The organism is Rivihabitans pingtungensis, assembly GCF_003201855.1.
Classification (GTDB): domain Bacteria; phylum Pseudomonadota; class Gammaproteobacteria; order Burkholderiales; family Aquaspirillaceae; genus Rivihabitans; species Rivihabitans pingtungensis.
In genome coordinates this window covers 54,695-79,746 of the sequence record NZ_QJKI01000014.1, presented here as the reverse complement: position 1 = coordinate 79,746, position 25,052 = coordinate 54,695, and the positions used below count along the sequence as shown (strand labels likewise).

Here is a 25,052-nt window from a genome sequence, read left to right as displayed (position 1 = left end):
GCAGCCCGTGCTGATCGAACGCCCCGAACTGTGGCTGTCCGCCCTGGTCGGGGCGTTTGTTTTGCCGCCCGGCGTCTGGCTGTGGCTGTTGGCGCTGGCCGCTTGGCAGCGCCGCCGCCGGCCCTGGCTGGCGCGGCTGTGCGTGGGCGGAACCATGCTGACGCTATACGCGCTGTCCACCCCTTGGCTGGCGGCGCAGCTGCAACACTCGGTGGAAATCGCTACACCGATTCGCGCCGCAGATTTGCAGCAGGTGGACGCCATCGTGGTGCTGGGTGGCGGCCGGCGTGAAGCCGCCGCCGACCAGGGCGGCATGGACACCATCAGCGACGGCCAACTGGTGCGTCTGCGCCACGCTGCCCAGCTGGCGCGCCAATCCGGCAAACCGCTGCTGGCCTCCGGCGGCAGCCCGGAAGGCGGCCCGGCCGAGGCTGAGCTGATGGCCTTATCGCTGGCGCAGGACTTTGCCACGCCGGTGCGCTGGCAGGAAACCCGCTCGGTGAACACCGCCGAAAACGCCCGTTTCAGCGCCGAGATCCTGCACGCCGCCGGCGTGCGCCGCATTGCCCTGGTTACCCACAGCTGGCATATGCCGCGCGCGCTGCGCAGTTTTGCCGCCACCGGCTTGCAAGTCATCCCCGCCCCCACCGGCCAAAGCCGGCCCACCCTGCGTCTGCCGTATAGCGTGCTGCCCAGCGCGCAAGCGCTGTGGCACAGCAGCCAGGCGCTGCGCGAAGGCGTGGGCCTGCTGGCTTATGCGCTGCGTGGGGTGTTCTGAGCGTAAGCGCGGCGGGTGCTGGCAACAAAAAACAACGGCGGTCGAATCATCGACCGCCGTTGTTTTTTGATTAGGCACTGTTTTTCAGCCCGCCTGCTCCGGCCCAATATGCCTGTCATGCCACTGCTGGGCAAAGCCGCGCAAGGTGTCCACCGACACACTGTGCGCCAGGGTATCCAGCGTGCTGCGCTCGGGATGGCGGGTGTGGATGGCCAGCCAGTCGTTCAGCTGGTGTGGGCGCACCAGCAGCTCGGCAAATGCGGCGGGCGCTTCGCTGTCGGCATGGGGTGCCAGCAGCACGGCAAACAGCCAGCTGGGCGTGAGCGGCCCACCCTGACGGTATGGCCAGGCAAGTTGCCGCGACCAGGTGCGCAGCAGCGCCAACTGACGGTGCAGGCGGTTCAGCGGCGAGGCAAAGCCCAGGCGGCGGCCGCGCACTTCACGAAAAAACTCGCCCTGCTCGTCCACGCTCAGGCTATCGCCATAATGCGGGCTGGCCAGGAGCAGAATGTCCAGCTGGCGATTGATCAGCAAATGGTCAATCCACAGCGAGCGCCCGTCGATACGCAGATGCAGGTCGTGCAGCAGCGCCCAGCGCGTGCCGTCGGCCAGTTGGGCGTCCAGATCGTTGGCGCTGTGCTGCAAGCCGCGCAAATGCTGGTGCAGACCGCGCAAGCGGGCTTCGCTGGCGGGGTCGGTCGCGGGCAAGGTGGCGCGCTGGGCGGCCAGCCGGGCCTGGAGACTATCGGGAGGTTTGATGATCATGCTGGCTGTGCGCCACACTCAGCGCCGGCGCACCGAGCTGGTGACGATATTGACGGTCAGCTGATACAGCTGGCCTTGTTGCACTTCCAGGCAGCATACGGCTTCTACTTCGGTGGTGAAGGGCTCGCTGGGGCGGCCACCGATATCGGGCGGATAGACGGTCAGCTCGATGCGTTCGCCCTGCTGCGGCACATACGGCGTGCATACCTGCATGCCGGTGATGCGCACGTCGTAGCACAGTGCCGGGTAAGTCTGATTGGTGACCAGCGAGCGCAGCTTGCCCTGGCAGTGTGGCGGCACGTCCTTATTGCCGGCGTGCGCGCCAGAGTAGCCCGGCTGGCGGCCTGGGCTGTGCTGATGGGAATGGTGATGGTTGTTAAAGCGGCTCACTGCGCAACATCCCAGATTGCCAGGCTTGCAGCCAGAACAGGCCGGTCAGCGTTTTGCTGTCGCTGAGCTCGCCGCGCTGGGCGCGGGCGATCACTTCGGTCAGCGGCAGGTGTTCCACTTCGACAAACTCGCCTTCGTCTGGCTGGCTGTCGCCAGCAATCAGGCCTTCAGCCACAAAATAGGCGATTTTTTCGTCTGAATAGCCAATGCACGGATGCGCCACTGGCAGCGCATGCCAGCGGCGGGCGGTATAGCCGGTTTCTTCCAGCAGTTCACGCTGGGCGGTGGCCAGCCAGGCCTCGCCAGCGTCGATCTTGCCAGCGGGGATTTCCAGAAAGGTCTGGCGCACCGGATAGCGATACTGGCGCACCAGCACCAGCTCGCCGGCCTCGGTCAGCGGCAAAATCGCCACCGCGCCAGGGTGGGCGATGTACTCGCGCCGCGCCTCGCTGCCATCGGGCAGGCGCACGCGATCCCGATACACGCGCAAAAAGCCGCCTTCGAGCAGTTGTTCCGAATCCAGTGTGTGTTCAGTCAGAGCCATGTGATGTTTTCCTTGCGTGCCGCCGATGCCGCCAAGCGTGCACAGTATGCCATCGCCATGCCAGCATCACCAGTCCATGGCCGGCCAGGCCCAGGGTCAGCCCCAGCGCCGGCACGCCCAGCAATAGGGGCCAGCCCAGGGTTTGCGCCCAATCTACCATCTGCCCCAGCCAGACGCCAAATCCCTGCGTAGCCCACTCGGGCGGCAGCGCTGGCAGGCCGCCTTGCTGGCCGGTGAGCAGACAGCCATATTCATAAGCCAGCCAGTATAAAGGAACAATGGTCAGCGGGTTGGTGTACAGCGTGGTGGCCAGCGCTACCGGCAGGTTGATGCGCCAGCACCAGGCCAGCGCGCCGGCTGTCAGCATCTGTGTGGGCCCGGGCATCAGCCCGGCAAACAAGCCCACCGCCACCGCGCGCGCCACATTGCGTCGGTGCAGCGTCCACAGCTGCGGATCGTGCAGGCGCGGGCCCATCCAGGCCAGCCAGCGGTTGGCAGCCAGGGTGGCCGGGTCGGGCAGATAACGTTTGAACCACTTGCGCGGCATGGTGATTTGTCCAGAAAAGGCTAGCTTATAGAGTAGGGTAGGTGACCAGATTGGGGTGGCTGGCCGTTGTTGCAATGCAACAACGGTGGATTGTCGCGCGGGAAGTGTGGCTAGAAACATACACTTAAAACATTCGTTTGAAAAAAGATTGCCAGCCCCGGATTTTGCCCTTACATTTACCCCGCCAACACGCCATCCAGCAAGGAGGGCGAACCTACACGGAGAGACATCATGCCTGCATACAAAGCCCCGCTGCGCGATTTTGATTTTGTCCTGAACGAAGTGATTCAGGTGCAAAACGTGATTTCCACCCTGCCTGGCTACGAAGAAGCCACCCAGGACGTGTTTGCCTCCTATCTGGATGCCGCGGCCAAGTTCTGCGAAAACGAACTGGCCCCGATCAACCGCGCCGCCGACGAAGAGGGTTGCAGCTTCAATCCGGCTGACCACAGCGTCACCACCCCGGCCGGCTTCAAAGAAGCCTACCAACAATACTGCGAACTGGGCTTCACCGGCCTGGATTGCGACCCGGCCTACGGCGGCCAGGGCATGCCCAAGGTGCTGGCTTTCCCGATGATGGAAATGCAATGCTCGGCCAACGTCGCCTGGTCGATGTACCCCGGCCTGAGCCACGGCGCCTACGCCGCCATCCACGCCCACGGCACTGACGAGCAAAAAGCCACCTACCTGCCCAAGCTGGTGGACGGCAGCTGGACCGGCACCATGTGTCTGACCGAACCGCACTGCGGCACCGACCTGGGCCTGCTGAAAACCAAGGCCGAGCCGAATGGCGACGGCAGCTACAGCATTACCGGCACCAAGATCTTCATCTCGGCCGGTGAGCACGACATGAGCGACAACATCATTCACCTGGTGCTGGCCCGCCTGCCGGATTCGCCCAAGGACGTGAAGGGCATCTCGCTGTTCATCGTGCCGAAGTTCCACGCCGACGGCAGCCGCAACCCGGTGTTCTGCGGCGCGCTGGAACACAAGATGGGCATCAAGGCCAACGCCACCGCGGTGATCAACCTGGACGGCGCCAAGGGCTATCTGATTGGCGAACGCGACAAGGGTCTGGCCTGCATGTTCACCATGATGAACGCCGCCCGTCTGGGCTGCGGCATGCAAGGCCTGGGCCTGGGCGAGGCTTCGTTCCAGGGCGCGCTGAGCTATGCCCGCGAACGCCTGCAAATGCGCGCGCTGACCGGCCCGAAAGCCCCGGAAAAAGCCGCCGACCCGATCATCGTCCACCCGGACGTGCGCCGCATGCTGCTGACGCAAAAAGCCTACACCGAAGCCGGCCGCGCCATGACCGCCTGGCTGGCGCTGCAACTGGACATCGAAGAAAAATCCCCGGACGCTGAAGCCCGCAGCCAGGCCGCTGATCTGGTGGCGCTGCTGACCCCGGTGGCCAAGGCCTTCATGACCGACAATGGCTACACCGCCGCCAATATGGGCATGCAGGTGTTTGGCGGCCATGGCTTTATCCGCGAATGGGGCATGGAACAGCTGGTGCGCGATTGCCGCATCTCGCAAATTTACGAAGGCACCAACGGCATTCAGGCCATCGACCTGCTGGGCCGCAAGGTGCTGATGGACCAAGGCCAGAAGCTGCGCAAGTTCACCAAGATCGTGCACAAGTACTGCGAAGCCAACGGCGGGGATTCGCGCCTGAAAGACATGGCCGAAGCAGTGAGCAAGCTGCTGAAGGATGTGGGCGATGTCACCATGCACGTCGGCATGCAGTCGATGATGAACCGCGACGAAGCCGGCGCCGCCGCCACCGACTACCTGCGCCTGATTGGCCACCTGACCTATGGCTTCTTCTGGCTGTGGATCAGCAAGACCGCGCTGGACAAGCTGGACGCCGGCACGGGTGAGAAAGCCTTCTACGAAGCCAAGCTGACCACTGCGCGCTTCTACTTTGCCAAGCTGTTCCCGGAAGTGCACAGCCTGCTGGTCACCCTGAAGGCGGGCGCCAAGCCGCTGATGGAGCTGGACGAAGCGCACTTTGCTTTCTGATATTGCATGACATCGCCGCGCGCCTTGGCGCACGGCATATGAAGTGTGTAGGTGCTGTTGTGGCAGATATGCCCTGACGCCGCGACCCGCGAGGGTCCGGCGTTTTTTTATCTGCTTTTGTCGCAGCCGGGCTGGGCTGTGTCTGCTGATTCAAGACTCAGCGCAGCGGCTCTGCGCGAGCTGTGTGACCGACAGTACGGCAAGGCCGTGCAACAACGCCAGGAAGGTTGGGTTAGCTGCGCTTGGCACCCGCCTGGTTTGCCTGTACCCCACGCAGCATGGCCACCGCCTGACGGCGCTGGGTAAGCCACACCCAGCCGATATGCCCGGCCACCAGCGCCAGCGCGCCTTGCGACAGCGCCTCGTGCGCTTCTTCCACATCGCGCAGTGCGCGGCCCAGCCAGTCGCCCCAGCGCATGGCGTGGTGATCGTCATCGCCGCCGCCGTCATCGGCGCGCGCCGCCGGCATCAACATGGCCAGCCCTTCGCTGAGCGCGGCGCGGTTGTCCACCATGCTCATGCCCAGCCCCAGCGTCAACAACGACCCCGACAACACCCCCAGCGTCACCCAGCGGCCAATCCGCCCGCTCAGACGTGGGCTTTGCGGCCACAAACGCGGAAAACCACGCGCCCGGCCCAGCAGCGCCAGGCTCAGCCGCAGCGCCAGCAAGGCCAGCAGGCCATAGCCCAGCCAGACATGCGCCAGCCCGGCGTCCTCGCCGGTGAGGTAAGCGGCGGCGAACAACAGCGCCACCAGCCAGTGATACAGACGAAAACGGGAAAATGCTTGCATGGCGTCAGCCTCAGTCATGGTGAATGCCGCCATCTTGGCCCCGGCAACTTAACTGAACATGAAACCTTGTCCGCCATAGGGTTAATCCCGGCTTAAGCTTGGCCCGGCATGCTATGACACAACCATGTTTGGACTGAAACCAGCGACAAGCGCCGCTCACAAAACTCGCCTGGCGTCGTTGCCCGACCTTGCCGTACTTCTTGTACTGTCTACGGCCGTGCGCCTCGCCAGGCGCGCTGCGCTGGGTTTTGTGAGCAACGCTAAGCGTGGGTTTCTGTGTTGCTGAGGAGTTGATGCTATGCGTATTTTTTGGGGGCTGGCCAGCCTGTGCGCCGTCACGCTGGCCCAGGCCAATCCCGCCTTGCTGGACAACTACGCCCGTGAAGCGCGCGCCGCTGATCCGGCCTTTGCCGGGTTTTCCGCCGAGCGCGGCCGCGCCTTGTATTTTCGGGAATCCAGCGCCAGCGGCAAGCCGATGCAATGTGCGAGCTGCCACACCACCAACCCGCGCCAGCCGGGCAAAACCCCGGCTTTTCGCCAGATCGAGCCGCTGGCGCCAGTGGCCAACCCGATGCGCTTCACTGACGCCAAGAAAGTGGAGAAATGGTTTCGGCGCAATTGCGACGATGTGTTCCGCCGCGAATGCAGCGCGCAGGAGAAGGGCGACTTTGTGCGCTGGCTGAGCAGCTTGCCATAAGAGCCGCTCACAAAACCCTCCTGGCGTTGTTGCCCGACCTTGCCGTACTACCTGTACTGTCTACGGTCGTGCGCCTAGCCAGGATCGCTTCGCTGAGTTTTGTGAGCGACTTTAAGCGCCGCTCACAACCCCCCTGGCTTTGTGAGCCGCACTGAATCTGGAGAAATCATATGAGCAAAATGATCTGGCCGCTGGCGCTATGCCTGGCCATGGCATCAGCATGGGCGGACGACGACGAACACCACGAACGCCACGACAAGCGCCGCCCGCGCCAACTGAGCAGCGCCGGCGCGCCGGCAGTATGGAAAACCGAATGCGGCAGCTGCCATATGGCCTACCCGGCCGGCCTGCTGCCTGCTGCTGCCTGGCGGCAACAGCTGGACACCCTGCGCCAGCACTACGGCGTCAACGCCACGCTGGACGCCGCCGATATGCAGGTGATCCGCGACTATCTATTGCGCGCCAGCGCCAGCAACACCCTGCCCACGCCGGCCAGCACGGCGGGCGAGCCGCCGCGCATCACCCGCACCGCCTGGTTTATCCGCAAACACGACGAAGTCGCCCCGGCGGTGTGGCGGCGCGCCTCGGTGAAAAGCGCCAGCAACTGCATGGCCTGCCACCGCGACGCCGAGCGCGGCGATTTTGACGATGACCGGGTGCGCATTCCGCGCTGAGACCGTCAATCATCACCATGCTGCATGGGGGGCTTTACGCCACGGCCCGCGCACGTCGTGCGCGGGCGTGGTCATACAGCCAGTTGAACAGCCAGGTATACGGCAGGAAAAACAGCAGCACGCCAATATCCAGCCACAGCGCCTGCCAGTAGCTGACTTGCAGCCACCAGGCCACCACGGGCACGCACAGCAGCACCAGACCGCCTTCAAAACCGATGGCATGCAGGCTGCGCACCCATGGCGTGCGCGTCCAGCCCAATTGCGCTTCCAGCCGTTCGAACAGTGCGCCAAACAGCATATTCCACAGCATGGCGGTGGCCGACATCCACAGCGCCAGTGCGCCCGTGTGCGCCAGGCTGTGGCCCAGCAGCCAGCTGCCCAGCGGAGCCAAAAGCGCCATGGCGCACAGTTCGTATAACAGCGCGTGCAACACGCGCTCGCGCAGCGTGCGCGGCAAGGGATGGGCAGGCATGGCGACTCCATAGGCAAAAAACTGCCGCCAGTGTGCTAGGCTTTTACCGGGTGTTCAATGTGACTTCCATCGGATAAATCGATATGTTTGCCTCTCCTGATGCCTTGGTGGCGTTTGTGCTGTCGGCGGAGCTGGGCTCGTTTTCGGCGGCAGCGCGCCAGTTGGGCAAGCGCCAGTCCACCATCAGCGAGGCCATTGCCAATCTGGAAATCGACCTGGGCGTGATGTTGTTTGACCGCCAGGCACGTTTGCCGACACTCAGTGAGGCCGGCGCCAATCTGCTGCCGCTGGCCCGGCGAATTCTGGCCGCGCAGGATGCCTTGAGCGTGCAGGCGCGCCGGCTGGCCGACGGCGGCGAGCCGCGCCTGAGCCTGGTGCTGTCGGATACCTTTCCCAGCCTGGAATTTGAAGCCATGCTGCACGCCTTTGCCGAGCGCTTTCCCGCCACCGAGCTGGAATGCCTGGTGGGCGAAGATGCCGACGTGGTGGCCTTGGTGCGCAGTGGCCGCGCCCATTTGGGTTTGCTGACCGCTCAGCCGGGCTACCCGGCCGATCTGGCGCATCAGCGTTTGCCGTTGCAGGCGCAAACCTCGCTGTATGTGGCCGCCAGCCATCCCTTGGCCAGTCGGGATGGCTGTCGTGAGGCGGATTTGCGCGAGCATCGTCAGCTGCGCCTGCAAACCTGCCAGGCTGGCCCGGCGGACGAGTCGGGGCAATTGGCCTGGTCGGCGCCGAGTTATTTGCTGTTGCTGGAGCTGGCGCAGTGCGGGTTTGGCTGGGCTGAGCTGCCGCACTGGCTGGCCGCACGTTATGGCCAGGGGCTGACAGCGCTGGCGCTGCCGGGCTGGCCACGTCAGCGGGCCATGGATGCGGTGTGGTCACGCCAGCGCCCGCCCGGCCCGGCGCAGGCATGGATGCTGACGCAACTGGCAGGGTAAGGCTTTACCGGGCACTGACCTTGGGTGCGCCGCCGCCCAGCAGCGCTTCGTGGCGCAGGCTGAAAATCAGCCCGCCCCAGTGGCGGCCGCGATGGTGCACCGGCACTGACACCAGCGCGTAAATATCGCCAATATCACGCACATAAGCCTGGAACAAAAACTCCCCGTTGTCGGTGCAGGTGCGGTGCAGCATGCGGTTGGCGCGGTGAAAGCGTTTGTCGCGGGCAAAGGCCAGGTTGTGCGCCGGGTCGTCGGTGGCCGGCTGGCTGTATTTGCTGATGTGGGTGGGCGGATAGGTTTCATCGCCGGTCAGCAGCACCACCAGGTCGCAGCCGGGAATGCTGGCGGTGGTCTGGTCGAAATACGGCCGGAAAACCTGCTCGAAGGCTCGGTCGTAGCTGGTGTGGTATTGCTGCGGGTTGGTGCCGGCAATCGGCGTGTACTGGCGGTCGAACAGATTATGGCCGGCGGCGGCCAGCGCTTCCAGCTTGCGCTCGCATTCGTCGCGGCAGGCGTACAGCTGGCGCACCACTTGGTCAAACGGCCCATCGGCCAGCTGAAAGCGCCCCAGCTCGCGCATCACCTGCTCGGCGGCGGCAATCAGCTCGCCCGAGGCAGTGGCGCTGGTTTGCATCACCCCGGCCATGTCGTCGGCCAGTTGGTTCATGCGGCCAACGTGGTGGTGGATGTCGTCATTATTGCCGGCCAGCACGTCGATGGCCTCGCGCACCACGCCGATTTCCTGGTTGACCTGACGGCTGCCCTGGGCAAAGCCATCCAGTGCCTGGTTGGCGCGCTCCAGCAGGCTGCTGGCCTCGCCCATGCTGTCCACCACGGTTTGCGTGTGGCTGGCGGTTTGCCCGGACAGGGTGTGCATGGCTTCAACCTTGCCGCTCACCGTCACCGCCAGCGCATGGGTGCGCTCGGCCAGTTTGCGCACTTCGTCGGCCACCACGGCAAACCCTCGGCCGGATTCGCCAGCGCGGGCGGCTTCGATGGCGGCGTTCAGCGCCAGCAGATTAGTCTGATCTGAAATCCCGCGAATTTCCGCCACGCTGTCGATGATGGCGCGGGTGTCTTCCTGAAGCTGGCCCAGGGTGTGGGCAAAGTCGTCCATCACCGTCACCGCCTCGCGGGCGCGCAGGTCGGCGTCGCGCACTGCGCCGCAGGTGTCGGCGGCGCGCTCAGCCAGCGCGCCGGTAAAGCCGGCAATCACGCCGACGCTGGCTTGCATGGCGCCCGCTTCCTGCTGGCTGCGCTGGGTGAGGGCAAAGATTTCTTCGGCCAGGCGTTCTTGCTCCAGCGCCTTGTCGCGCGCGTCCTGAATCACCTTGCCGATGTGCGCCGCCTGGATGGACAGCGCGATATTGTGCTGGCGCACGCCGCCCAGCACCCGGCACAGCGCGGCGCGCTCGTGGTTAAAGCCCTCGATGGCTTCGTCCAGCGCGCCGCCAGGCAGCGGCCAGGGTTCGGCCATGGCTTGCTTGGGCCGGTTGCGCAGGCTGGCGCGCAGCTTGTGCAGCGGCCGCAGCCACGGCGGATACACACAGGCCAGCAGCCCGCCGGCGCCCACCACACCCAAACCGGCCAGCCCCCAGGCCGAGCCTGGCGCGCCAGCCATCCACAACAGGCCGCAGGCGGCCAGCACCACGGCGCCATGTATGCCCATGACGCCCCATAACGCGATATGCATGATTTGTCTTCCTCTATCCGGGTCTGCGCCCGTTTGCCTGAATGGCGGACGCATGACTTGGCGCGCCCGACCGGCAGATTTTGACTGTGGCATTACCGTTGCGCATATGCAAGTCCCAGCAGACAAAAACCCGCAGAAATACGCATTGACATTCGATTTGGATATTGTTAAGCGCTGATTGCTGTCTTTGTGCCGGCCGGGCGCGGCCGCCTGTTCACAGCACCGGCCCCACAGCGTTGTGTCAGGCAGAACCGACATTGCCCGCTCAGGAGCCGCCATGATCCCGCATGACCCCGCTTTTTGCTTTATCGACCGCCTGCTGGACCCGGCGCGGCTGGGGGTGACCGACACCCCGGCCGGCGCCCGGCTGCGCCCCAGCCAGATCAATGTCAACGCCGGCCAGTATCAATCGCCGTACACCCTGGCCTTTGATTTTGACTGGGCCACGCTCACCCACGGCCTGGAAAAACCGCCGTTTGCCCATTGGCGCGAGCAAGGCCGCGAGCCGGCGTTTGCGCGCGGCCCGCACGACTGGTTTGCCCCGTCCGCCTATGCCCGCGCCCATGCCCATCCGGCACATGGTCCGCTGCCGCGCCACTATCCGCCCAGCCGCCCGCCCGCCGGCATTGAGCGCCATCGTCACGATGCCTGGCGCGCGCAGCGGCTGCTGGCGGTGGCGGCCGCCATGGTGGGCTATGGCTGGCGCCAGCACCTGACCCCGGATTGGAACCCCGACGCCGCCTGGTTTGCCCGCTTTGGCTTGCCCGCCGACCCCGGTCAGGGTGTGAGCGGCGGCGCCTATGTGGCCTGGCTGTACAACTACGCGCTGGGCATTCAGCTGGAGCTGGATGTCGCCGCGCAAAGCCGCGCCCGCCATGTGCACGCGCCAACCGTCGGCCGACTGACGATTCAGCGGGTGGCCGACGCGCGTTGCAGCTACCGGCAGTTGCGTCAACAACTGCGCCCCGGTGATGTGCTGTACTTGGCCGAGGGCTACGCTCGCCAGGACATCCGCCGCCGACTGGATGCCGACGATCCGCCGCCGGCCAGCCATGCGCTGCTGTGGCTGGGCGAAGTGGGCCAGGCACCGGCCGGGGTGCCCTTGGTCAGCGACAGCCACGCCGCCAATTGGCTGCGCGACACCTATGGCAGTTTTATTCCGTCCGGGGTGCAGCTGCGGCCGTTTTATGACGCCGCACCGGGCAGCGATTTGCGCCGCTGCTGCCCGCCGGGCGCGCAAAGCGCGTATTTCGAGCAGTTTTTATGGGCCAGCCGCCTGCTGCCCGACGTGGTGGAGAGTGAGCCGGTGGGAATTGTCGAGGAGTGGCTGGAAGTGGCGATGTTTGCCGGCTGAGCATGGCGCTCGCTCAGCGAGCGGCGCCAAGCGGTAAAAACGCCGGGGGCTGGCCAGATCAACACTGGCCAGCCCCCGGCGCATCAGGCGAGTGCGCGAAATTACTCGGCGGCCTGCACCGGAATCGAACCGCCAATGCCCTTGATGCGGTTTTCTTCGTTCACATACACCAGCTTGGGCGCGTACTGGCGGCTTTCTTCGTCGCTCATGGCGGCAAAGGTGGCGATGATCAGGATATCGCCCACGGCGGCGCGGCGGGCGGCCGAGCCGTTCACCGAGATGATGCCGCTGCCGCGTTCGCCACGGATGGCGTAGGTGGTGAAGCGCTCGCCATTGGTGACGTTCCAGATGTCGATCTGTTCGTATTCCTTGATGTCGGCGGCTTCCAGCAAATCATCGTCGATGGCGCACGAGCCTTCGTAGTGCAGCTCGCACTGGGTGGTGGTGACGCGATGAATTTTGGATTTGAGCATCATGCGTTGCATGGTCGGGGGGTCCTCTGCGTGGGGCGGGCAGCGTCAGCGCTGCACTTCGATATTGTCGATCAGCCGGGTTTTGCCCAGGCGCGCGGCGGCCAGCACCACCAGCTGGTGTTCGCCGGCGTGGGCGATGTCCAGCGTGCGGGCGGCGCGCACTTCGATATAGTCCACCTGCCAGCCGTGGGCTTCCAGGTCGGCGCGGGCGGCAGCTTCCAGGTCGGCGTACTGATTGCTGCCGGCGGCCAGCGCGTCGTGCATCTGGCGCAGGTTGCGGTACAGGCGCGGCGCTTCGGCGCGTTCGTCGGCGCTCAGGTAGCCATTGCGCGACGACAGCGCCAGGCCGTCGTCAGCGCGGCCGGTGTCCACCGGCACGATGTCGATCGGCATGTTCAGGTCATCGACCATGGCGCGGATGATGGCCAGTTGCTGAAAGTCTTTTTTGCCAAAACAGGCGACGTCCGGCTGAACAATATTGAACAGCTTGGTGACCACGGTGGCCACGCCACGGAAGTGGCCAGGGCGGAACGCGCCGCACAGCTCGTTTTGCAGGTGCGGCGGCTCGACGTTGAAATCCTGGCGGATGCGCGGGTAAAGCTCGCGCTCGTCGGGCAGGAACAGCGCGTCCACGCCAGCGGCTTGCAGCTTGGCGCGGTCGGCCTCAAAGGTGCGCGGGTAGCTGTCAAAGTCTTCGCCCTGACCAAATTGCAGGCGGTTGACAAAGATGCTGACAATCACCGCGTCGCCGCGCTGGCGGGCTTCGCGCACCAGCGCAAGATGGCCGTCGTGCAGGTTGCCCATGGTGGGCACAAACGCCACGCGGCCGGCCTGGCGGCGCCAATCGCGCACCGCCTGGATGGTTTGAAGAATATGCATAATGAAATCCGGGATGGGGGCTGGCCGGCAAAAATCAGAAACAGTGCTCGGCGGCGGGGAAGCTGCCGTTCTTCACCGCGTGCACATACGCCTTGACCGCGCCGGCGATGCTGCCGGCTTCGGGCATGAAGTTTTTCACAAAACGCGCTTTTTTGCCGGGGTAGACGCCCAGCATGTCGTAAATCACCAGCACCTGGCCGCTGACCTCGGGGCCGGCGCCAATGCCGATGGTGGGCACCGGCAGTTCGGCGGTGATGGCGCCGGCCAGCGCGGCCGGCACGCACTCCATCAGCACCATGCTGGCGCCGGCGTCGGCCAGCGCGCGGGCGTCGGCGCGAATGCGCGCGGCGTCGTCCTCGCTCTTGCCTTGCACGCGGTAGCCGCCAAAGGTGTTGACGTATTGCGGGGTCAGGCCGATGTGCGAGCACACCGGGATGCCGCGCTCAACCAAAAAGCGGGTGGTGTCGGCCATGAAGGCGCCGCCTTCGAGCTTGACCATGTGCGCGCCGGCCTGCATCAGCTTGGCGGCGCTGGCGAAGGCCTGCTGCGGGCTTTCCTGGTAGCTGCCAAACGGCATGTCGCCGATGATCAGCGCGTTGCGCGCGCCGCGCGCCACGCAGCGGACGTGATAGGCCATGTCTTCCAGCGTCACCGGCAGGGTTGAATCCGCGCCTTGCATCACCATACCCAGCGAATCGCCCACCAGCAGGGTTTCCACCCCGGCTTCATCAAGCGTGGCGGCAAAGCTGGCGTCGTAACAGGTCAGCATGGTGATTTTTTGCCCTTCCTGGGCCAGTTTCATCAAGGTTTGGACGGTGATTTTCATCAGGTGAGCTTCCTTCATGGGACAGCGGCGTCGCCTTGGGCCGGGGTCTGCCGGCCGCTGGCGGTGTGCCGCGAGGGATCATTGGCCGGATGGGCCAATGGCGGGCCTGGGGTCAGACAGCGACATTAAAATAGCTGCGTTGTCCCTTGGCCTCGCTGATGCAGCGCAACAATAGCTCGAAGTCTTCCGGCTTATCAACAAAATCCAGTCGTTCGGTGTTGACCATCACCACGGGAGCGGCTTCGTATTGCATGAAAAATTCGCTATAGGCGGCGTCGATGCGCTTGAGATAGCCATCAGGAAACGCCAGCTCGCCACGGGCGGCAATGCGGCGGGCCAGCATTTCGGTGGGCGCTTGCAGATACACCACCAGATCAGGCTGGGGCAATTCGGCGGGCAAGAGCGCCGGGCGCAGGGATTCATACAAGGCCAGCTCGTCGGCATCCAGCGTCAGCCGGGCAAACAGCGCGTCCTTGTCGAACAGAAAATCACTGACACAGGCGCTGGGCTCGCTCTCGGCGCAGCGTTCGCGCGCGGCGCTGGCGCGCTCACGCAGGCAATACAGCTGGGTGGCCAGTGCGTGGTGGCTCATGTTCTGGTAAAAGCGCGTCAGGAAGGGGTTGCCGCGCGCCGGGTCGGCGCACAGGCGCAATTGACAGTGTTCGGCAAGTTTGCGCGCCAGCGCGGTTTTGCCTACCCCGACCGGGCCTTCGATGGCGATGTGGCGATAAGGAATCATGTTCAGCGTCCGGTAAACCCTGCTTGGGCCGCCCGGTTCCGCCTGGCGGGCCAATTCCGCCTGGCGGGGCCGAATGACCCCGAATTGCCGCCGTGCGCAAGGCATGGCGCAGTCAAGGGGCTAACCTTGTCGTGACTCGGGCGGAATGTCAAGCCGGCGAATGCCATCCTGTGCGCATGCCGCCAGACATGCCGTAACGGAACCCTGGGGCAGCATCAGCGCGGGGGCCAGCTCGGCCAGCGGCGCCAGCACAAAGGCGCGCTCGTGCATGCGCGGGTGCGGCACGCTCAGTTCCAGTGTGTCGATGCGCTGGTCGCCATACAGCAGCAAGTCCAGATCAAGCACGCGCGGCGCATTGCGAAAACTGCGCTCGCGGCCAAACTGCGCCTCCAGCGCCTGCAACTGCGCCAGCAGCGCCGGGGCGGACAGCGTGGTGTCGAGACGGGCGACGGCGTTGATAAAGTCCGGTTGGTCAGCGTAGCCCACTGGCGCGGTGATATACAGCGAGGAGGCGCGCAGCCCGCTGCACTCAGGCAGCGCCGCCAGCGCCGCCAGCGCGGCGCGCACTTGCTCGGCAGGCTGTTGCAGATTGCTGCCCAGGGCGATATAGGCGGTGACGGTCATTCGCCGTCGTCCATCGGCTGGCCTTGGCCATTGGGTTTTTTCTTGCGGCGGCGGCGCTTTTTGGCGCCGGTGCGCGCCTCGCTGCTGTGGCGGGCGGCGGCAATCAGCGCCTGGCGCTGGGCTTCGTCGCCCTCCTGAAACGCCGTCCACCAATCCACCAGCGCCTGCGGCACTTCGCCCACCGCCGCGCGCAGCGCCAGGAAGTCGTAGCCGGCGCGAAAGCGCGGCTGCTCCAGCAGGCGATAGGGGCGGCTGCCATCGCGGTTGTCAAAGCGCGGTTGCAGCGCCCAGATTTCCCGCATGGTGGTGGCAAAGCGGCGCGGAATGGCCAGTTGGTCGTCCTGGATGCGCTCGGCGGCGGCCATGGCGTCAAACAGCGCCGGAATCGGCTTGTCGCCAAAATCCATGCGCCGCGTCCATTCGCGTTGCACCTGGCCCCACAGCAGGGTGGCCAGCAAGAAGCCCACCGAGACGGGTTTGTCCTCGCGGATGCGCCGGTCGGTGTTTTCCAGCGCCAGGCGGATAAAGTCGGCGCCGGCGGATTCTTCGGCAATCACGTCCAGCAGCGGAAAAATCCCCTGGTGCAGGCCTTCCTGACGCAGCATGCGCACGCACTGGTAAGCCTGGCCGGAGAACAGCATTTTCAGCATTTCGTCGAACAGCCGCGCCGCCGGCACGTTTTGCAGCAGCGAGGCCAGCTCGGCAATCGGCTTGCGGGTGGGTTCGTCGATGCGCAATTCCAGCTTGGCCGCCAGCCGCACCGCGCGCAGCATGCGCACCGGGTCTTCGCGGTAGCGCTGCACCGGGTTGCCAATCATCGCCAGCTTGCGCGCGTGCACATCGCGCACGCCGTGGTGATAATCGACAATGGTTTCGTCGCTGGGGTTGTAAAACAGCGCGTTGACGGTGAAATCACGCCGACGGGCGTCTTCTTCCTGGCTGCCGAATACATTGTCGTTGAGGATGCGGCCCTCGCTGTCGGTCACCGTGTCGTCGCCGCCACGAAAGGTGGTGACTTCGATGGTTTCCGCGCCGACCATCACATGGACGATGCGAAAGCGCCGGCCAATAATGCGCGAGCGGCGAAACAGATGGTGCACCTGCTCCGGCGTGGCGTTGGTGGCCACGTCGAAATCTTTTGGGTGCTGGCCCAACAGCAGGTCGCGCACGGCGCCGCCCACCACAAAGGCGGCAAAGCCGGCCTCTTGCAGGCGGGAAGTGATTTTCAGCGCGGCCGGACTGATGCTCTCGCGGCGCACCCCATGCTGGGTGAACGGGAACACCTTGGGTTTGGGGCGACGCTCGGGGAGTTTGAACACGCGGCTTAGGAGCTTGCGAATCATCGCTTTCAGATCAACAGTGGCAAAACAAGGCGATGATTATACCGCCTTGCGCGCCCTTCCTGCGGGAATTCGCCATTCTTGTGGCATGCATGGGGCTGGGCGGGTGGGCCAGCATGGCCGCTGGCGATGTTTTACCTCGCACAAACGACTGTTTTGCGGCCTGGCGCGATGGGCCAGGCCCGGCTGGCTTACGGCTGACATTCAGTGGCTTGTACATCTAAATGATAATTGTTATTATTTGATCAAGTTGAACTTGCCGCCGCCTGCACCTTCCGTTCGGGCCGGTGTGTCCCACAGGAGATCGCCATGCTGTCCTGGTTTGCCCGCCGCCGCCCTGCCGCGCCCACCCCGCGCGCGCCCCTGTTTCGCCTGGCCCGGCTGTACGCCCTGACCAGCGCGGTGATTGGCGAATACCTGTGGGAAGAGCGCGCGCGCTGGCAACGCGCGGTGGAAGGCGCCTGGACGCTGGAAGAATACGCGCTGCTGCGCGAACCGCTGGCCGCCGCCCTGCGCGCCACTGCCGGCGAAGCCAGCGATGGCATCCTGGCCGAGTTTGACGCCTTGATTGAACCGCCAGCGGCGTGAGGCGCGCTCAGCGTAAGGTGTGCTCAATCTGCGGTGCGCCTTTCTGCGGTAGACCACGCTTCATTTTCCTCCCGCGGCTCCGCCTCGCGCCGATGCTGGCGCGGCGTCAGATACCCGGCCAGCGCGCCGCCCGCCGCCGAGGCCAGCGATAAGAGCCCATCAGGAATATCATTGGGAAAACTGCCCACCAGCAGCACATGGGCCGCGCAGGTAAACGGAATCGACAACACCACCAGCGCCAGCAGCCAGATCACCCAGCTGGTGGCGCGATGCTGGTGGGCGTCGGGCAGCAGCTGACGGGCGTCGTCAAGCAACTGGCGTTTTTGTCGTTGCGTCAGATTGCTGTCGGCGAGAATGCGCTGGTAGAGCGAATGGACAATGCGTTCTGGCATAAACCGGCCCGTGTCAGTAACAAGACTGACCGACAGAACGCCGCGCCAACGCGCTTGTGAAGCCTGTTCTACATCCAGCCTTGTTCGGCAAACGACAGCGCCTGATGGCCCGCCACCAGAATATGATCAAGCAGACGCACATCAATCAGCGCCAGCGCCTGCTCCAGCTGGCGGGTGAGCTGAATATCCGCCTCGCTGGCCTTGGCGCTGCCAGAGGGGTGATTGTGGGCGATGATCACCGCCGCAGCGTTGCGCGCCAGCGCCAGCCGCGCCACTTCGCGCGGGTACACCCGGCTTTCGGTCAGCGAGCCCTGAAACAGTTCTTCCATCGCCAACACCTGATTTTGTGCCGACAGACACAGCGCGACAAACACCTCCCGCTCACGGCGATGCAGACGCAGGCGCAGATAATCGCGCACCACATCCGGGCTGTTCATCACATCGCCGGCAAACAGCCGCTCGGCCATGGCGCGCTCGGCCAGCTCGCGGGTGGCGGCCAGCTGGCTGTATTTGGCCAGCCCCAGGCCGGGCACCGCAGAAAACGCCTGCGGCGTGGCGGCGAACAAATGCGACAGCGAGCCGTCAAAGTGTGCCAGCAGCTCGCGCGCCAGGTCCACCGCGCTTTTGCCGCGAATCCCCGTGCGCAAAAAAATCGCCAGCAACTCGGCGTCGCTGAGGCTGGCGGCGCCGCGCGCCAGCAGTTTTTCGCGCGGACGCTGGTCTTCTGGCCAATCGGCTATCGACATGTTTTTCCCCCGGCGGTTTTCTGTGCGCCACTCACCACGCCCCTGGCGCGGATTGCTGCCCTGCTATCGACATGCTCCTCGGTCAGGATGGCTTCGCAGGTTTTGCTGGGCAGCGTTTGAGTATCGCGCATGGCATATGTCATGCGCAAGACAGATGTCGCGTGGGCCAGCGGGATGCGGTGGAGGGGGCGGTGTTCGGTGTTACCATAGTGGCTGCTGGTATGGCGCAAGGTCACGCCAGCTGATTTTTTTACAACTCCCAAACTAGCCGGAACCCCCATGCTGAAACGCCTGAGTCTTGCCGCCAGCCTGTTGATTGCACTTGGCCAAGCGCCTGCCCATGCCGCCAGCCTGGCTGGCCGCGCCGATGTGGACGCCTATATCGACCAGATCAGCCGCCAGCACGGCCTGAATCGCGACGAAGTGCGCGCCACCCTGCTGGCCGCCGACACCAAGCCGTCGATTCTGGCGATTTTTGACAAACCCTCCACCGCGCGGCCGTGGTATCGCTTTCGCCCCAGTTTTGTCAACGATGGCCTGGCGCGCCAGGGCGCGGCCTTCTGGGCCAAGCATGCCGAGCTGCTGCAAAGCGCCAGCCAGATTTACGGGGTAGACCCGGCCATGATCGTGGCCATCATCGGTATGGAAACCGGCTACGGCCGCAATACCGGCAGCTTTCGTGTGCTGGATGCACTGGCCACCGTGGCGTTTGATTACCCGCGCCGCGCCAGTTATTTTCAGCAGGAATTAACCGAGTTTCTGTTGCTGGCCAAAGAAGAACGCCGCGACCCGACCGAATTCAAAGGCTCTTACGCCGGGGCGATGGGCTGGCCGCAGTTCATGCCGTCCAGTTTTCGCAAATGGGCCGTGGACGGCGACGCCGATGGCCACCGCGACATCTGGGGCAACCCGGCGGATGTGATCGCCAGCGTGGCGTATTACTTTCAGCAGCACGGCTGGCAGCGCGGCGGCGAAATGGTGGTGGCCGCCACCGCGCCAAAAGACCTGGCCGACCGTCTGGCGCAAGACAAATTCAATCTGCACTACACCGTGGCCGAACTGCGCGCCATGGGCGTGACCCCTGGCGGCGCCGTGGACGAACAAGCCCGCGCCGTGCTGTTTCCGCTGGAAGTGGCGCCGGGCGAGGTGGAATACTGGCTGGGCTTGCAGAACTTCTACACCGTCACCCGCTACAACAAAAGCACGCTATACGCCATGGCCGCCCACCAACTGGCCGACGCCATCCGCCAGCGCCGCCAGCCGGGCGCGCAGTAAAGTCAGGCTCAGCAAGCTCGCCTGACGTGGGTATGGTCTTGTTGTCCGCTTGCTCGTGTCTGCGGCCACCCACGTCTAGCCGGGCGCGCTTTGCTGAGTGTTGTCAGCGGTGTGAAGCCTGGCGTGGCTTGGTTTGCTGCGGCCTTTTGCACGGGCTGTGGACGCAAGCCAGATGGATTGATCTTGCCTCTGGCTGCATCCTGTGATCACTTGATTTTCACCCCATCGGCGTCGTGCACCGCCACCTGCACGTCCACCCCGGTCTTGATGCTTTGCGACACGGTGCAGAATTCTTCAAAGGTGTCCAGCACGCGTTGCAGGTGGTCCATCTCTGCCGCTTTGCGGCCCAGGTGCAGGGTGACTTCAATGGTGCTCATGCGCAGGCGGCCAGCGGCGTTGCGTTCGATGCGGCCCACTGCCTCGGCGCGGATCGGCTCGGGGGCTTGCTTGAATTTGCGCAGTGAAAACAACAGACTGGCGGCCAGACAGTTGGCGGCGGCCGACACCAGCATATGGCTGGGGGCCGGGCCTTGGTCGTGGCCCAGCGGCGCGGGCTCGTCGGCCAGCAGTTGCGGCAGGCCAGCGCCAAAGTCGATCAAGAATTGATAGTCGGATTGCTGGGTGAGAGAAACGCGGATTTCGCCCTGGCTCATGGTGTGTCCTTTGTCGGTGGCAGCGGTGTGGGTGTGCGCCGGCCCAGGCTGCCATGGGCCGGCGCTGTTGTCTGTCGCTCGGCGGCCTGGCCGCTGAACGCGCAGTTATTATATTTTATTGTGTGATGTTTTACAGCGTGCGGCCGACAGCGGCAGCCACGCCGCGCAGCGAGCTCATCAGCGCGCTGAGTTCTTGCGGGGTCAGCGCCTGGTCGGCGTCGCACCAGGCTTCGCAGGGCTTGGGGTGCATTTCCACCAGCAGGCCATCGGCGCCGGCCGCCACCGCCGCCAGCGCCAATGAGGGCACCATCCAGGCTTTGCCGCCGGCATGGCTGGGGTCGACAATCACCGGCAGGTGGGTTTCCCGCTTCAGCGCCGGGATGGCGGTGATGTCCAGCACATTGCGGTAGGCGGTTTCGAAGGTGCGGATGCCGCGCTCGCAAAAAATAATATTGTGGTTGCCGCCTGCAGCGATGTATTCGGCCGCCATCAGCCATTCGCTGAGCGTGGCGGACAAGCCGCGCTTGAGAATCACCGGCTTGTTGACCTTGCCGACTTCTTTCAGCAGATCAAAGTTTTGCATATTGCGTGCGCCAATCTGGATCACGTCCACGTCGTATTCCAGAAACACCTCCAGCATGCGCACGTCCATCAGCTCGGTGACAATCGGCAGCTGGCGCGGGCGCGCGGCGTTTTGCAGATAGGCCAGCCCACTGATTCCCAACCCCTGAAAGGCATAGGGGCTGGTGCGCGGCTTGAAGGCGCCGCCGCGCATCAGCCGGCAGCCAGCGGCGCGCACCGCCTCGGCGGCGGCGTCCATTTGTTCGGGGGTTTCCACCGAACACGGCCCGGCAATCACCTGGATGGCTTCGCCGCCAATCGGGATGCCGCGCACCTTGACCACGGTGTTGCCCTCGCGGCTTTCGCGCGAGACGATGCGATAGGGTTTGACCACATGCATGGCGCGCTCGACGCCGGGCATCAGTTCAAACTGCGCCGGGCTCAAGGCGCGTTCGTCGCCGATGGCGCCGACAATGGTGCGCTCGGCGCCGCGAGAGACGTGTTCGCTTAAACCGGCCTGGCGGATTTTGTCCACCACCGCCGCCAGATCGGCAGCGCTGGCCGTGTGTTGCATGACGATGATCATGACGTGCTGTCCAACGGATTCAGAAGCGTCAAGGATAACGGCCCGGCGCGGGAATGACTACCAAGCGCCGCTGATATCACTCGCCTATCACTCGCCTGGTCTTGCTGCGCTGAGTGTTGTGGGCAAGCTTGGCCGGCACCAAAACACACACGCCGCCGGCAATCAAGCGGGCGGCGTGTGGCAAGGCAGGACAGCCAGGCAGAATCAGCGACGCATCGAGTCGAAGAATTGCTGATTGCTCTTGGTGGCCTTGATCTTGTCCAGCAGGAATTCCATCGCGTCCAGATCGTCCATCGGGTAGAGCAGCTTGCGCAGCACCCAGATTTTCTGCAGCTGTTCTTGCGGGATCAGCAGCTCTTCGCGGCGGGTGCCGGAGCGGTTGACGTTAATCGCCGGGTACAGGCGTTTTTCGGCCATCCGGCGATCCAGATGGATTTCCATATTGCCGGTGCCCTTGAATTCTTCGTAGATCACATCGTCCATGCGGCTGCCGGTGTCGATCAGCGCGGTGGCGATGATGGTCAGGCTGCCGCCTTCTTCGATATTGCGCGCGGCGCCAAAAAAGCGCTTGGGGCGTTGCAGCGCGTTGGCGTCCACGCCGCCGGTCAGCACCTTGCCCGAGCTGGGCACCACGGTGTTGTAGGCGCGGGCCAGACGGGTGATGGAATCCAGCAGAATCACCACGTCTTTTTTGTGTTCCACCAGGCGCTTGGCTTTTTCGATGACCATTTCGGCAACCTGCACATGGCGGGTGGCTGGTTCGTCGAAGGTGGAGGCCACCACTTCACCCTTGACCGTGCGGGTCATTTCGGTGACTTCCTCGGGGCGCTCGTCGATCAGCAGCACGATGAGGATCACGTCGGGGTGGTTGGCGGTGATGGCGTGGGCGATGTGTTGCAGCATCACCGTTTTACCGGATTTCGGCGGCGCCACCAGCAGGCCGCGCTGGCCTTTGCCGATGGGGGAAATCAGGTCGATGACCCGGCCGGTGGTGTTTTCTTCGGCGCGGATGTCGCGCTCCAGCTCCAGGCGGCGGGTGGGATGCAGCGGGGTGAGGTTTTCAAACAGAATCTTGTGCTTGGACTTCTCCGGCGCCTCACCATTGATGCGGTCGACTTTCACCAGCGCAAAGTAGCGCTCGCCTTCCTTGGGGGTGCGGATTTCGCCTTCGATGCTGTCGCCAGTGTGCAGATTGAAGCGGCGGATTTGCGAGGGCGAGACATAAATATCGTCCGGGCCAGCCAGGTAGGAGGTGTCGGGGCTGCGCAAAAAGCCGAATCCGTCAGGCAGAACCTCAAGCGTGCCGTCGCCATAAATGCTTTCGCCCTTTTTGGCCTGGTTTTTCAGCAGGGCGAAAATGAGGTCCTGTTTGCGCAAGCGGTTGGCGCCATCAATTTCGTTGCCGATGGCCATTTCAACCAGTTGGCTGACATGCAGATGTTTTAAGTCGGATAAATGCATAAGGGGAGGTCGACTCTAAATAAAAGAGTGATCGGAAAAGACGTGGGGAATCAAGGCAAGGTGCGGGAGAACCATGGACGGCATTGCGCCATCCATGATCGAACATGACAGAACGAGGATAGACCGTTTAGATGTTGCTGTCAATAAAGGCGGTCAGCTGGCTCTTGGACAGCGCGCCCACCTTGGTGGCCACCACGCTGCCGTCCTTGAACAGCATCAGGGTGGGGATGCCACGGATGCCAAACTTGGGCGGGGTGGCTTCGTTTTCGTCGATATTGAGCTTGGCCACGCTCAGGCGGCCATCATACTCTTCGGCCACTTCGTCCAGAATCGGGGCGATCATTTTGCACGGGCCACACCATTCAGCCCAGTAGTCCACCAGCACCGGGCCACTGGCTTTCAGCACATCCTCTTCAAAGCTGGCGTCGCTGACGTGCAAAATCTTTTCGCTGCTCATTATATGCATCTCCAAAAGCGGAACAAATAGGGGGGAGTGAAACGGGTTCGCCGCATCGCCATGCCGGCAGCCTGGCGCACCTGATGATCTGGCGATGCTGGCATCGCCCATGGGGCAGGCGGGCGCTGCGTGACGGCGGCGCAAAACGGGGATGAAGCTTGTGTGTCTTTTGATAGTAACAAGGCTGCTGCTGCGCAGCAAGATTCAATCGCCGTTGCCGAAGCAGATTGGCTTTGCCATAGTGAACATATTCACCGATTTCTGCCCCCGAAAGCCCCCCATGAACGACGCTCCCTTGTACGCCTTCACCCTGGACCGCCTGGACGGTGGCGCGCTGCCGCTGAGCGATTATCGCGGCCAGGTGCTGCTGCTGGTCAACACCGCCAGCCAGTGCGGCTTTACCGGCCAGTACGCCGGGCTGGAGGCGCTGTATCGCCAGTATGGCCCGCGCGGCCTGGTGGTGATTGGCTGCCCGTGCAACCAGTTTGGCCGCCAGGAGCCGGGCGACGCCGCCGACATCGGCGCGTTTTGCCAGCGCAACTACGGCGTGAGCTTTCCGCTGTCGGCCAAGCTGGAGGTCAACGGCGATGGCGCCCACCCGCTGTGGCAACACCTGAAAGCCGCCCAGCCCGGCGTGCTGGGCAGCCAGGCAATCAAATGGAACTTCACCAAGTTTCTGGTCAACCGTCAGGGCGAAGTGGTGGCGCGCTACGCGCCGCAGACCACGCCGGAGGCGCTGGCGGCGGATATCGAGGCGCTGTTGTAAGCGCCGCGCGGCGCGGCCGTGAGCGCAAGTCACGAACTGCCCACGCGCCGCGAAAAAACTCAGCGCAGGCGCACCAGCGCAGACAATACGGCAAGGTCGGGCAAGCAGGGTGGGGTGAGCGGCGCTAACTCAACAGCCAATACAACACTGGCGGCAGCGTCAGCACGCTCATCAAATTGCCAATCAGCACCAGCGAAGCCACCCGGCTGGGCTCCTGCCGGTATTGCTCGGCCACCAAAAAATTCAGCACCGCTGGCGGCAGCGCGGCAAACAGCCACAGCCAGGGCTGTTGCGCCGCCGGCAGCGGCAACCAGGCCACCATCGCCGCCGCCATCGCCAGCCCGCTGGCCGGGCAGATCAAACCGCCCAGCACGCCCAGCTTCCACTCCGCCCACGACACCCCGGCAATGCGCACCCCCAGCGAAAACAGCAACAAGGGCACCGACACATCGCCCAGCATCTTCAAGGCCAGCGCCACTGCGTCCGGCAAGACCAAACCGGATACACTCACCGCCAGCCCGGCCAGGGTGGCGATCACCACCGGCTGGCGAAACAGCCGGCCAATCGGCGCGTGACGATCCATCAGCCACAGGCCGAGCGAAAAATGCAGAATCATCTCCACCAGAAACAAAATCACCGCACCCGGCAGCGCCGCCGCGCCAAACGCCAGCACAATCAGCGGCAGGCCCATATTGCCCGAGTTATTGAACATCATCGGCGGCACAAAAGTCAGCGGGGCAATCCCCAATAGCCGCGCCAAGGGCCAGGCCAACAGCCCCGAGCCCAACACCACCCCGGCCGCCGCCAGCGCCAGCCAGCCATATTGCGCCAACTGCACATCCTTGCCGGCCAGCGCAACAAACACCAGCGCCGGCACAAACAAATCCATATTGATGCGGTTCACCGTCACCATATCCGGCGCATGCCGACGGCCATACAAATAGCCGATCAGCACAATGGACAGCACCGGCAATAAAATCGAGGCAATCCGCAATAACATCGGCGCACGCTCCTGGTGG

The 25,052-nt window shown here is 64.2% G+C and carries 29 protein-coding genes; 9 read left to right on the top strand and 20 right to left on the bottom strand.

Annotated elements, in window-relative coordinates:
- Nucleotides 1-7 precede the first annotated feature (7 nt).
- Complete coding sequence (locus DFR34_RS11105; protein WP_110391226.1) at nucleotides 8-778, top strand: YdcF family protein; 771 nt, start codon at nucleotides 8-10, stop codon at nucleotides 776-778.
- A gap of 84 nt (nucleotides 779-862) precedes the next feature.
- Here the strand turns inward: DFR34_RS11105 and DFR34_RS11100 are convergent, their stop codons facing one another.
- The 4 genes from DFR34_RS11100 to DFR34_RS11085 are packed head-to-tail and all read right to left on the bottom strand — an operon-like array spanning nucleotide 863 to nucleotide 3,024.
- The gene (locus DFR34_RS11100; protein ID WP_110391225.1) at nucleotides 863-1,543 is read right to left on the bottom strand and encodes a nuclease-related domain-containing protein; all 681 of its coding nucleotides are present in this window, start codon (nucleotides 1,541-1,543) and stop codon (nucleotides 863-865) included.
- An 18-nt stretch (nucleotides 1,544-1,561) separates the two neighbouring features.
- Nucleotides 1,562-1,933 carry a hypothetical protein gene (locus DFR34_RS11095; RefSeq protein ID WP_110391224.1) on the bottom strand — a complete coding sequence of 124 codons (372 nt, stop codon included), beginning with the start codon at nucleotides 1,931-1,933 and terminating at the stop codon, nucleotides 1,562-1,564.
- Entirely contained in the window at nucleotides 1,920-2,477 is a 558-nt protein-coding gene (locus DFR34_RS11090) for an NUDIX domain-containing protein (RefSeq protein ID WP_110391223.1), read from the bottom strand. The genes DFR34_RS11095 and DFR34_RS11090 overlap by 14 nt, the downstream gene beginning before the upstream one ends.
- Entirely contained in the window at nucleotides 2,464-3,024 is a 561-nt protein-coding gene (locus tag DFR34_RS11085; protein ID WP_110391237.1) for a DUF2062 domain-containing protein, read from the bottom strand. The genes DFR34_RS11090 and DFR34_RS11085 overlap by 14 nt, the downstream gene beginning before the upstream one ends.
- Before the next feature lie 231 nt (nucleotides 3,025-3,255).
- Between DFR34_RS11085 and DFR34_RS11080 the strand changes: the two genes are divergently transcribed.
- Nucleotides 3,256-5,046: an acyl-CoA dehydrogenase C-terminal domain-containing protein gene (locus DFR34_RS11080; RefSeq protein ID WP_110391222.1), complete on the top strand. Its 1,791-nt coding sequence runs from the start codon at nucleotides 3,256-3,258 to the stop codon at nucleotides 5,044-5,046.
- 232 nt (nucleotides 5,047-5,278) lie between these two features.
- On the opposite strand, the gene DFR34_RS11075 is transcribed toward DFR34_RS11080, so the two are convergent.
- Entirely contained in the window at nucleotides 5,279-5,857 is a 579-nt protein-coding gene (locus tag DFR34_RS11075) for a cytochrome b/b6 domain-containing protein (RefSeq protein ID WP_158281798.1), read from the bottom strand.
- A gap of 280 nt (nucleotides 5,858-6,137) precedes the next feature.
- Here DFR34_RS11075 and DFR34_RS11070 point away from each other — a divergent pair, with 280 nt between their 5' ends.
- Nucleotides 6,138-6,536 (top strand): DUF1924 domain-containing protein, encoded by a 399-nt coding sequence (locus DFR34_RS11070; protein ID WP_110391220.1) that lies wholly within the window; start codon nucleotides 6,138-6,140, stop codon nucleotides 6,534-6,536.
- 170 nt (nucleotides 6,537-6,706) lie between these two features.
- Nucleotides 6,707-7,210, top strand: coding sequence for a diheme cytochrome c (locus DFR34_RS11065; RefSeq protein WP_110391219.1), 504 nt, complete (start codon nucleotides 6,707-6,709; stop codon nucleotides 7,208-7,210).
- 34 nt (nucleotides 7,211-7,244) lie between these two features.
- On the opposite strand, the gene DFR34_RS11060 is transcribed toward DFR34_RS11065, so the two are convergent.
- Nucleotides 7,245-7,682 carry a multidrug/biocide efflux PACE transporter gene (locus DFR34_RS11060; RefSeq protein ID WP_110391218.1) on the bottom strand — a complete coding sequence of 146 codons (438 nt, stop codon included), beginning with the start codon at nucleotides 7,680-7,682 and terminating at the stop codon, nucleotides 7,245-7,247.
- A gap of 83 nt (nucleotides 7,683-7,765) precedes the next feature.
- Here DFR34_RS11060 and DFR34_RS11055 point away from each other — a divergent pair, with 83 nt between their 5' ends.
- Nucleotides 7,766-8,620 carry a LysR family transcriptional regulator gene (locus DFR34_RS11055; RefSeq protein ID WP_110391217.1) on the top strand — a complete coding sequence of 285 codons (855 nt, stop codon included), beginning with the start codon at nucleotides 7,766-7,768 and terminating at the stop codon, nucleotides 8,618-8,620.
- A 4-nt stretch (nucleotides 8,621-8,624) separates the two neighbouring features.
- Here DFR34_RS11055 and DFR34_RS17140 read toward each other — a convergent pair whose 3' ends face one another.
- Entirely contained in the window at nucleotides 8,625-9,737 is a 1,113-nt protein-coding gene (locus tag DFR34_RS17140) for a methyl-accepting chemotaxis protein (RefSeq protein ID WP_373277963.1), read from the bottom strand.
- 853 nt (nucleotides 9,738-10,590) lie between these two features.
- On the opposite strand from DFR34_RS17140, the gene DFR34_RS11045 reads away from it, so the two are divergent.
- On the top strand, nucleotides 10,591-11,667 hold the full coding sequence (locus tag DFR34_RS11045) for a hypothetical protein (protein ID WP_110391215.1): 1,077 nt from the start codon (nucleotides 10,591-10,593) through the stop codon (nucleotides 11,665-11,667).
- 101 nt (nucleotides 11,668-11,768) lie between these two features.
- Here the strand turns inward: DFR34_RS11045 and panD are convergent, their stop codons facing one another.
- The 6 genes from panD to pcnB form a co-directional block, all read right to left on the bottom strand.
- The gene (panD, locus tag DFR34_RS11040; protein WP_110391214.1) at nucleotides 11,769-12,152 is read right to left on the bottom strand and encodes an aspartate 1-decarboxylase; all 384 of its coding nucleotides are present in this window, start codon (nucleotides 12,150-12,152) and stop codon (nucleotides 11,769-11,771) included.
- Between the two features lie 33 nt (nucleotides 12,153-12,185).
- Nucleotides 12,186-13,019, bottom strand: coding sequence for a pantoate--beta-alanine ligase (panC, locus tag DFR34_RS11035; protein WP_110391213.1), 834 nt, complete (start codon nucleotides 13,017-13,019; stop codon nucleotides 12,186-12,188).
- Nucleotides 13,020-13,053: 34 nt separating this feature from the next.
- Nucleotides 13,054-13,845 (bottom strand): 3-methyl-2-oxobutanoate hydroxymethyltransferase, encoded by a 792-nt coding sequence (gene panB / locus DFR34_RS11030; protein WP_110391236.1) that lies wholly within the window; start codon nucleotides 13,843-13,845, stop codon nucleotides 13,054-13,056.
- A 112-nt stretch (nucleotides 13,846-13,957) separates the two neighbouring features.
- Complete coding sequence (locus DFR34_RS11025) at nucleotides 13,958-14,584, bottom strand: deoxynucleoside kinase (RefSeq protein ID WP_110391212.1); 627 nt, start codon at nucleotides 14,582-14,584, stop codon at nucleotides 13,958-13,960.
- A 120-nt stretch (nucleotides 14,585-14,704) separates the two neighbouring features.
- Nucleotides 14,705-15,208, bottom strand: a complete 504-nt coding sequence (gene folK / locus DFR34_RS11020) for a 2-amino-4-hydroxy-6-hydroxymethyldihydropteridine diphosphokinase (RefSeq protein WP_110391211.1) — start codon at nucleotides 15,206-15,208, stop codon at nucleotides 14,705-14,707.
- Nucleotides 15,205-16,551: a polynucleotide adenylyltransferase PcnB gene (gene pcnB / locus DFR34_RS11015; RefSeq protein ID WP_110391210.1), complete on the bottom strand. Its 1,347-nt coding sequence runs from the start codon at nucleotides 16,549-16,551 to the stop codon at nucleotides 15,205-15,207. The genes folK and pcnB overlap by 4 nt, the downstream gene beginning before the upstream one ends.
- 306 nt (nucleotides 16,552-16,857) lie before the next feature.
- Between pcnB and DFR34_RS11010 the strand changes: the two genes are divergently transcribed.
- Nucleotides 16,858-17,136, top strand: a complete 279-nt coding sequence (locus DFR34_RS11010; protein ID WP_110391209.1) for a hypothetical protein — start codon at nucleotides 16,858-16,860, stop codon at nucleotides 17,134-17,136.
- Nucleotides 17,137-17,159: 23 nt separating this feature from the next.
- Here the strand turns inward: DFR34_RS11010 and DFR34_RS11005 are convergent, their stop codons facing one another.
- Together DFR34_RS11005 and radC are read right to left on the bottom strand one after the other, a co-directional pair.
- The gene (locus DFR34_RS11005; protein WP_110391208.1) at nucleotides 17,160-17,528 is read right to left on the bottom strand and encodes a hypothetical protein; all 369 of its coding nucleotides are present in this window, start codon (nucleotides 17,526-17,528) and stop codon (nucleotides 17,160-17,162) included.
- A gap of 68 nt (nucleotides 17,529-17,596) precedes the next feature.
- Nucleotides 17,597-18,274 carry a RadC family protein gene (gene radC / locus DFR34_RS11000; protein WP_110391207.1) on the bottom strand — a complete coding sequence of 226 codons (678 nt, stop codon included), beginning with the start codon at nucleotides 18,272-18,274 and terminating at the stop codon, nucleotides 17,597-17,599.
- Between the two features lie 279 nt (nucleotides 18,275-18,553).
- Between radC and mltB the strand changes: the two genes are divergently transcribed.
- Nucleotides 18,554-19,549 (top strand): lytic murein transglycosylase B, encoded by a 996-nt coding sequence (gene mltB / locus DFR34_RS10995; RefSeq protein WP_245906875.1) that lies wholly within the window; start codon nucleotides 18,554-18,556, stop codon nucleotides 19,547-19,549.
- A 206-nt stretch (nucleotides 19,550-19,755) separates the two neighbouring features.
- On the opposite strand, the gene DFR34_RS10990 is transcribed toward mltB, so the two are convergent.
- From DFR34_RS10990 to trxA, 4 genes are all read right to left on the bottom strand, one after another.
- A complete protein-coding gene (locus DFR34_RS10990; protein ID WP_110391206.1) occupies nucleotides 19,756-20,202 on the bottom strand; it encodes an OsmC family protein in 447 nt (148 codons plus the stop codon).
- A gap of 130 nt (nucleotides 20,203-20,332) precedes the next feature.
- On the bottom strand, nucleotides 20,333-21,349 hold the full coding sequence (gene aroF, locus DFR34_RS10985; protein WP_110391205.1) for a 3-deoxy-7-phosphoheptulonate synthase: 1,017 nt from the start codon (nucleotides 21,347-21,349) through the stop codon (nucleotides 20,333-20,335).
- A gap of 204 nt (nucleotides 21,350-21,553) precedes the next feature.
- Nucleotides 21,554-22,810, bottom strand: a complete 1,257-nt coding sequence (gene rho, locus DFR34_RS10980) for a transcription termination factor Rho (RefSeq protein ID WP_110391204.1) — start codon at nucleotides 22,808-22,810, stop codon at nucleotides 21,554-21,556.
- Nucleotides 22,811-22,937: 127 nt separating this feature from the next.
- Nucleotides 22,938-23,267 (bottom strand): thioredoxin TrxA, encoded by a 330-nt coding sequence (gene trxA, locus DFR34_RS10975; RefSeq protein ID WP_110391203.1) that lies wholly within the window; start codon nucleotides 23,265-23,267, stop codon nucleotides 22,938-22,940.
- A gap of 280 nt (nucleotides 23,268-23,547) precedes the next feature.
- Here trxA and DFR34_RS10970 point away from each other — a divergent pair, with 280 nt between their 5' ends.
- Nucleotides 23,548-24,033: a glutathione peroxidase gene (locus DFR34_RS10970; protein ID WP_110391202.1), complete on the top strand. Its 486-nt coding sequence runs from the start codon at nucleotides 23,548-23,550 to the stop codon at nucleotides 24,031-24,033.
- 124 nt (nucleotides 24,034-24,157) lie between these two features.
- Here the strand turns inward: DFR34_RS10970 and DFR34_RS10965 are convergent, their stop codons facing one another.
- Nucleotides 24,158-25,033 carry an AEC family transporter gene (locus DFR34_RS10965; protein ID WP_110391201.1) on the bottom strand — a complete coding sequence of 292 codons (876 nt, stop codon included), beginning with the start codon at nucleotides 25,031-25,033 and terminating at the stop codon, nucleotides 24,158-24,160.
- Nucleotides 25,034-25,052: the final 19 nt, after the last annotated feature.